4 protein-coding genes are annotated in these 6696 nt (G+C 64.9%); 1 reads left to right on the top strand and 3 read right to left on the bottom strand.

Annotated elements, in window-relative coordinates:
* Positions 1-57 precede the first annotated feature (57 nt).
* The 3 genes from LCM4573_RS28980 to LCM4573_RS24540 all read right to left on the bottom strand — a co-directional run bounded on the left by LCM4573_RS28980 (position 58) and on the right by LCM4573_RS24540 (position 3198).
* Positions 58-339 (bottom strand): AAA family ATPase, encoded by a 282-nt coding sequence (locus LCM4573_RS28980; protein ID WP_116285720.1) that lies wholly within the window; start codon positions 337-339, stop codon positions 58-60.
* A gap of 216 nt (positions 340-555) precedes the next feature.
* Positions 556-1734 (bottom strand): DUF1501 domain-containing protein, encoded by a 1179-nt coding sequence (locus tag LCM4573_RS24545; protein WP_071009190.1) that lies wholly within the window; start codon positions 1732-1734, stop codon positions 556-558.
* 3 nt (positions 1735-1737) lie between these two features.
* A complete protein-coding gene (locus tag LCM4573_RS24540; RefSeq protein WP_071009189.1) occupies positions 1738-3198 on the bottom strand; it encodes a DUF1800 family protein in 1461 nt (486 codons plus the stop codon).
* Between the two features lie 318 nt (positions 3199-3516).
* Here LCM4573_RS24540 and uvrB point away from each other — a divergent pair, with 318 nt between their 5' ends.
* Positions 3517-6642, top strand: coding sequence for an excinuclease ABC subunit UvrB (uvrB, locus tag LCM4573_RS24535; RefSeq protein ID WP_071009188.1), 3126 nt, complete (start codon positions 3517-3519; stop codon positions 6640-6642).
* Positions 6643-6696 lie beyond the last annotated feature (54 nt).

Genomic DNA, 6696 nt, shown 5'->3' with positions numbered 1-6696 from the left:
GCGTCGATACTCGTTAGACATAAGCTTGTCCTCAAGCCTGGGCTTGAGCCTTTCTGCTTATGCCGACTGTCCGGTCGAAATGGGGGGCAGTTCACCACCATCGTGAGGCTGAATCACGATCCTACTGGCCGGATCCGGATTAGAGTCACCTGAACGATTGTAATATCCACTGTCGCTGCTGCCCCCGAAACCGGAATCGAGCCTATACCGAAGCAACAAAGCGTCAAAAAGAGATGACTTGCCTGAACCATTTGGGCCAGCCAGAACTACTAGTCGGGCAGACGATGGAATATCCTTGATTTCTAAGCTCGCGAAGCGGCGAAACTTAGTTAATTTCATGCTGGAAATGCGCACAACTACCCCCAGGGAATCACACGCGATAAATAAACGTTTTATTGCATGATTCTCCAGTGAATATTCCCTTGAGAGCGAGAGCCGGGTGAATATCGGTAGTATTATTTCCGAAGCAATGACTGCTTTACACTCGTCTATGGTATTAGTTTCAAATTCGCCCCCTGAAACCAAGCGACTTCGGCGCTGCTAACCGATTGCCCCCTACCCCCTCAGATAAATCGAGGCGCGGTCGAATGCCAGCCCAGGGAAGACCTTGCCCGTCAGGTCCTCCGGCGTGACGCCGAACTGGCGGAACAGCATGGCGGCGGCCACTTCGCGCACGTCGCCGGTCGGCATCAGGTCGCGGCCGTCCAGCAGCTTGTCGTCGGCAAGTCCCGGCCACTGTCCCAGCACCTTGCCGCCAGGGAAACCGCCACCGGCAATGATCGCCAGCCCACCGGTGCCGTGGTCGGTGCCGCCGCTGCCGTTCTCGCGCGCCGTGCGGCCGAACTCGGTCAGCGCCAACACCACGGTCTGACTCCAGGCCTCGGGCCCAAGCGTTTCCTTCAGGGTCGTGATCGCCGTCGCCAGATCGCCGGCAGCGCGGGCGAACTGCGCCTTCTGGCCCGCATGCGTATCCCAGCCGTTGATGGAGAAGCTGGCGATCCGGTATTCGTTCCTCAGCATGCCGCCGGCAAGGCGTGCGATATCCGCCACCTTGGCGCGCGCCCTGCCCCCGGAATTGAGGATATCGGCGGCGGCATCGGCATTCCTCGCCTCGGCAAGCGCGCGGGAAAAGGCCTCGTCGCTCGCATAGAGCTGTTCGAGAAAGGCGATCTCGTCGTCCGCAAGCGCGAAATCGGACTGCGCCGACCAGGAATCGGCGGCGTTCGGGCCTGAAAGGATCAGCTCCATCGAGGTGCTGACGTCGATCGCCTTGCGCGCTTCCGAACGGGGGATCACGCCGATGGCGCGGTTCAGCCAGCCGCTGCGCTCGCCCTTGCCGTTACCGCCGGTTTCCAGCATGTCCTGGCCGTCGAAATGGCTGCGCTGATTGCGATAGGGTGTCGAGACCGCATGGGCGAATGAAAGCTCGCGTGTCTGCCAGAGCGGCATCAGCGCCGAGGCGACGGGGTTGAGCCCGAAAAATCCGTCGAGATCGAGGAGCCCGGCATCGGGCGTCACGGCAAGCTTCGGCCGCAGCGCCGCAAAGGCCGGGTCGGCATAGGGCTGCACGAAATCGAGCCCGTCCATCGCGCCGCGCAGAATGATGGTCACGAAGCGGCGCTCCCCTGGCATGGCCGCGAAGGTCACGGGCGTCAGGACGGGAGCGGCGGCGGCGCAGCAGGCGCCGGCCAGAAAGCCGCGCCGGGACAGCAGGAAATTCTTGCTATCGGCCATTGGTCATCTCCTGTTGAACTCGGGCGAGGCGAACACCATGGTCAGCCCATGCGCCCTGCTGGGCGCCTGTTCCACCAGCCGGATCGTATCCTCGCGCGCAGCGTCGGCGAGTGCTGCCCGCAGGAGATCGGCCGGCTGCGCGGTGCGGCCGAGCGTCTCGGCCGCCATCCGCGCCCAGGCGATCCGCTCGCTCACCTGGCTCGGCGAGACCCAGGTGGCCGCGTCGTCGGGAAAGCCCGCCGGGCTCGGCGGCTGCCAGACCGGCTGCCCCATGCGCCGGAGCGCGCCGATGGTGAGGACGCGCGCCAGCGACCGGCCGCGCCTTCCCTCGCCCTCGTCGGCCTGCGCGGCCATCGCGCCTTCCTCTTCCTCGTCCTCCTCGGCTTCGGCCTCGCGCAGAAGCTCGGAGAAATCCTTGTCCGGCACGCCGAGCGCCCGGAAACCCGAGACGATGAACTCGAAAGGCTGCTTCACCTTGCGGCCCTCCTCCGTCCAGGCGCGGGGGTGATCCAGCATGGCACGGTAGACCGCCATCAGGTCGCCATTGCTTGCCCCCCAGGCCGCCACCATGGCTTCTATCACTTCGGCCGGCGGGTCGTCGGCGATGAAGTGCGCCACGAGCTTGCGGCAGATGTGGCGCGCCGTCTGCGGATTGGCGGCGAGATCGTCGAGCATGGCCAGATGATCGTTTTCCGGTTGGCCTTCCTCGCCATAGGTCTTCCCCAGCAGGGTGATGGCGCCCGGTTCGGCGAGCCGGCGGCGATAGGTCACCTCCAGCGTGCGCGTATCCACGGTCAGCCCGGTCAGGATCAAAGCGGCGGCGCGCACGTCGCCCTGCCCGTATCCGCCGTCGGCGCCGAGCGTGTGCAGTTCCAGAAGCTCGCGGCCGAGGTTCTCGTTCAGGCCTCTTTCCGTCTTCTGACCCACCGGCGATTCGGGACCGACGGAGCGGTTCTGGTCGAGATAGATCAGCATGGCCGGGTGGAGGATCGCCGCACCCAGGAGATCGCGGAAGCTTCCGCCCACATTCGGCCGGATCGCCTCCACCTCGTGCAGCGGCACGACCATCCGCATCAGGAAGGATTTCGCGGCGCTGGTGGCGAAATGCCCCGCCCAGAAGGCGACCAGCCTTTCATAGAAGCCATTGGGAGAATCGACCGTCTGGGCGATCCGCGCCATCGCGTCGCGCTGGTAGATCTGCTGGGCCTCGCGCTCGGTCTCGCGGCGCAGCTCGGGATTGGGCTTGCCCCCTTGCGCGGCCTTCGCCTCGGCCGCCCGCACAGACAGGATCTTGCCGATCGTCTCGCGCCGGCCGGTCAGGCCTTCCCGCGGAAAACGCGGCTTTTCGGCCAGGCCCTGACGCACCTGCTTCATGAGGTCGTCAGGACCCGCTACCGGGTCTTCGCCGGCGCGGAGGCCGTAGCCGTAGCGGATCGCCGCCATGGTCGGGACGATAAGCCCCATCGATGTCACCTGTCTATTTTGATTGCCAGAGGATTCGAGTTCGCGGAGGGTTAAGGATTGCGGAGGAATGTGGCAGAAGCCTCGATTAAATGTGGCTATTTTGCGGCATCAAGCAATTGTAACCGACCGTAACAAATCGAAAGGCGAAAATGGGGCGGGGAAGCATTTTTGGAAATTTCCCGCTCCGGCCGGACTACACCGGAGCCATGGCCGGACGCAACTGCGGCATTGCCTCGCGCGCGGATTTGTTTCCCTTTTGTACCTGTTTCGTGATCGCGCCCCCTTCCCTTTCGCGGTGACTCTCTCCATATTCCGCGCATGGCCAAATCTCCGAAGAAATCCCCCGCCCCGAATGGCTTCGAGGAAGCCCCGCAGTCGTCCTTCGAAGGCGCCCCCCTCAGCGGCTCCGTGTCCGACTGGGTGAAGCAGCTCGAGGCCGATGCGGAGGCCTCCTCCGTCGAGACGCAGCGCGAGATCGCTTCCAAGGCCGGCAAGCACCGCAAGAAGGTGGAGATCGATGCTTCGAAGGCATCGGGCAAGGTCGACAGGAAGGCGGTGGCCGGCAAGACGGCCCGCGGCGTCTCCGTCGGCGGATCGTCCGATCCGAAGACGCGCGCCCGCGCCGGGCTCAATCCGGTCGCCGGCCTCGACGTCAGCCTGGAGGACGCCAAGAACCTCGCCCCCGGCGCCGTCACCGCCACGGTCGAAGCTCTGTCGAAACTCATCGAGAGCGGCAACCCGCTGTTCAAGGACGGCAAGCTGTGGACGCCGCACCGCCCCGCCCGGCCGGAAAAATCCGAGGGCGGCATTCCGATCCAGATGGTCACCGACTACAAGCCCTCCGGCGACCAGCCAACGGCCATCGCCGACCTCGTGGAAGGCATCAATTCCGGTGACCGCTCCCAGGTCCTGCTCGGCGTCACCGGCTCGGGCAAGACCTTCACCATGGCCAAGGTGATCGAGGCGACGCAGCGCCCCGCCGTCATCCTCGCCCCCAACAAGACGCTCGCCGCGCAGCTCTATTCGGAGTTCAAGAACTTCTTCCCGAACAACGCGGTCGAATATTTCGTCTCCTATTACGACTACTACCAGCCGGAGGCCTACGTCCCGCGCTCCGATACCTATATCGAGAAGGAATCGTCGATCAACGAGCAGATCGACCGCATGCGCCACTCGGCCACCCGCGCCGTGCTGGAGCGCGACGACTGCATCATCGTCGCCTCCGTCTCCTGCATCTACGGTATCGGCTCGGTCGAGACCTATACCGCCATGACCTTCCAGATGTCGGTCGGCGACCGGCTCGACCAGCGCCAGCTGCTGGCCGACCTCGTCGCCCAGCAGTACAAGCGCCGCGACATGGATTTCACCCGCGGCTCCTTCCGCGTCCGGGGCGACACGATCGAAATCTTCCCCGCCCACCTGGAAGACGCGGCCTGGCGCATCTCCATGTTCGGCGACGAGATCGATGCGATCACCGAGTTCGATCCGCTGACCGGCCAGAAGACCGGCGACCTGAAATCGGTGAAGATCTACGCCAATTCGCACTATGTGACGCCCCGCCCCACGCTCAATGGCGCCATCAAGGCGATCAAGGAAGAGCTGAAACTGCGCCTCGCGGAGCTCGAAAAGGCCGGCCGCCTGCTGGAGGCCCAGCGCCTCGAGCAGCGCACCCGCTACGACGTGGAAATGCTGGAGGCGACCGGCTCCTGCGCCGGCATCGAGAACTATTCGCGCTATCTCACCGGCCGCAAACCCGGCGAGCCGCCGCCCACCCTGTTCGAATACATTCCGGACAACGCGCTGATCTTCATCGACGAGAGCCACGTCACCGTGCCGCAGATCGGCGGCATGTACCGCGGCGACTTCCGCCGCAAGGCGACGCTGGCCGAATACGGCTTCCGCCTGCCCTCCTGCATGGACAACCGCCCGCTCCGCTTCGAGGAATGGGACGCCATGCGGCCGCAGACCATCGCGGTCTCCGCCACGCCCGGCGGCTGGGAGATGGAACAGTCCGGCGGGGTCTTCGCCGAACAGGTCATCCGCCCGACCGGCCTCATCGACCCGCCCGTCGAGGTCCGATCGGCGCGTTCCCAGGTGGACGACGTGCTCGGCGAGATCCGCGAGACCGCCGCCAAGGGCTACCGCACGCTCTGCACCGTGCTCACCAAGCGCATGGCCGAAGACCTCACCGAATACCTGCACGAACAGGGTATTCGCGTGCGGTACATGCATAGCGATATCGACACGCTGGAGCGCATCGAGATCATCCGCGACCTCCGCCTCGGCGCCTTCGACTGCCTCGTCGGCATCAACCTGCTGCGCGAGGGCCTCGACATTCCCGAATGCGGCTTCGTCGCCATCCTCGATGCCGACAAGGAAGGTTTCCTGCGCTCCGAAACCTCGCTCATCCAGACGATCGGCCGCGCCGCGCGTAACGTCGACGGCAAGGTCATCCTCTATGCGGACAATATTACCGGCTCGATGCAGCGCGCCATGGACGAGACCGCCCGCCGCCGCGAAAAGCAGATGGAATACAACGCCGCCAACGGCATCACGCCGGAATCGGTGAAGGCCCGCATCTCCGATATCCTCGACTCCGTCTACGAGCGCGACCATGTCCGCGCCGATATCTCCGGCGCCGCCGGCAAGGGCTTTGCGGATGGCGGCCACCTGGTCGGCAACAACCTGCAGGCCCATCTCAACGCGCTGGAAAAATCCATGCGCGACGCCGCCGCCGACCTCGACTTCGAAAAGGCCGCCCGCCTGCGCGACGAGATCAAGCGCCTCAAGGCCGCCGAACTGGCGGTCATGGACGACCCGATTGCAAGGGATGAGGCGCGGTCCGCGGAGCGGAGCAATCGATCCAGTGAATCGATTGCAGCGCCGAATGCCCGGAGCCAAAGCGACGGGCCGGCAAAAGGCGCGCCAGGCAAATCCCTCTTCGCCAAACCCTCGCTGGACGACATGGGCCGCGACATCGCCGAGCCCGCGAAAGCGTCCCTCTTCCGCAAGAGTGAGGAGCGGTCTGCGCAGCAGAGCAATCGATCCAGTGAATCGATTGCAGCGACGAACGCCCGGAGCGAAAGCGAAGGGCCCGAGCGCTCGTTGTTCAGAAAGAATACATTAGACGAGATGACCGTCGGCCGCACGGAAAAGCCCGTCACCGGCAAGCTGCCCGACCGCCCGGCGGAAACGATCGGCACGAAGAAGCGCGGCGAAACGCCCATCTCTCCTTCGCCATCCTCGGGCTCAACTTCTCCGTCGTCATCCTCGGGTTCAACTTCTCCTTCGTCATCCTCGGGCGAGCGCAGCGAGACCCGAGGACCCAGCGACGACCCTCGCCCCCTCGTCCGCGGCAGGATCGGCGCCGGCTCCTACGAGGATTCCGGCGAGCAGAAGCGCAGGGGCCGGACGAAGGGGAAGACCGGGCGGCCGGGGCGGTAGCGCACAAGCCCCCTCTTCACAAGCCGCAGCCCCCTCACCCCGCCTCCGCTTCGC

It is taken from the genome of Rhizobium sp. LCM 4573, from assembly GCF_001854865.1.
In the GTDB taxonomy this organism is placed as follows: domain Bacteria; phylum Pseudomonadota; class Alphaproteobacteria; order Rhizobiales; family Rhizobiaceae; genus Neorhizobium.
Note: the sequence above shows the minus strand (reverse complement) of the source record. Positions and strands in the feature narration are given on the sequence as shown.

What these genes read in the sequence shown, in the direction of transcription:
- LCM4573_RS28980 (WP_116285720.1), bottom strand. Translation starts at nt 339, where the DNA reads ATGAAATTAACTAAGTTTCGCCGCTTCGCGAGCTTAGAAATCAAGGAT.
- LCM4573_RS24545 (WP_071009190.1), bottom strand. Translation starts at nt 1,734, where the DNA reads ATGGCCGATAGCAAGAATTTCCTGCTGTCCCGGCGCGGCTTTCTGGCC.
- LCM4573_RS24540 (WP_071009189.1), bottom strand. Translation starts at nt 3,198, where the DNA reads ATGGGGCTTATCGTCCCGACCATGGCGGCGATCCGCTACGGCTACGGC.
- uvrB (WP_071009188.1), top strand. Translation starts at nt 3,517, where the DNA reads ATGGCCAAATCTCCGAAGAAATCCCCCGCCCCGAATGGCTTCGAGGAA.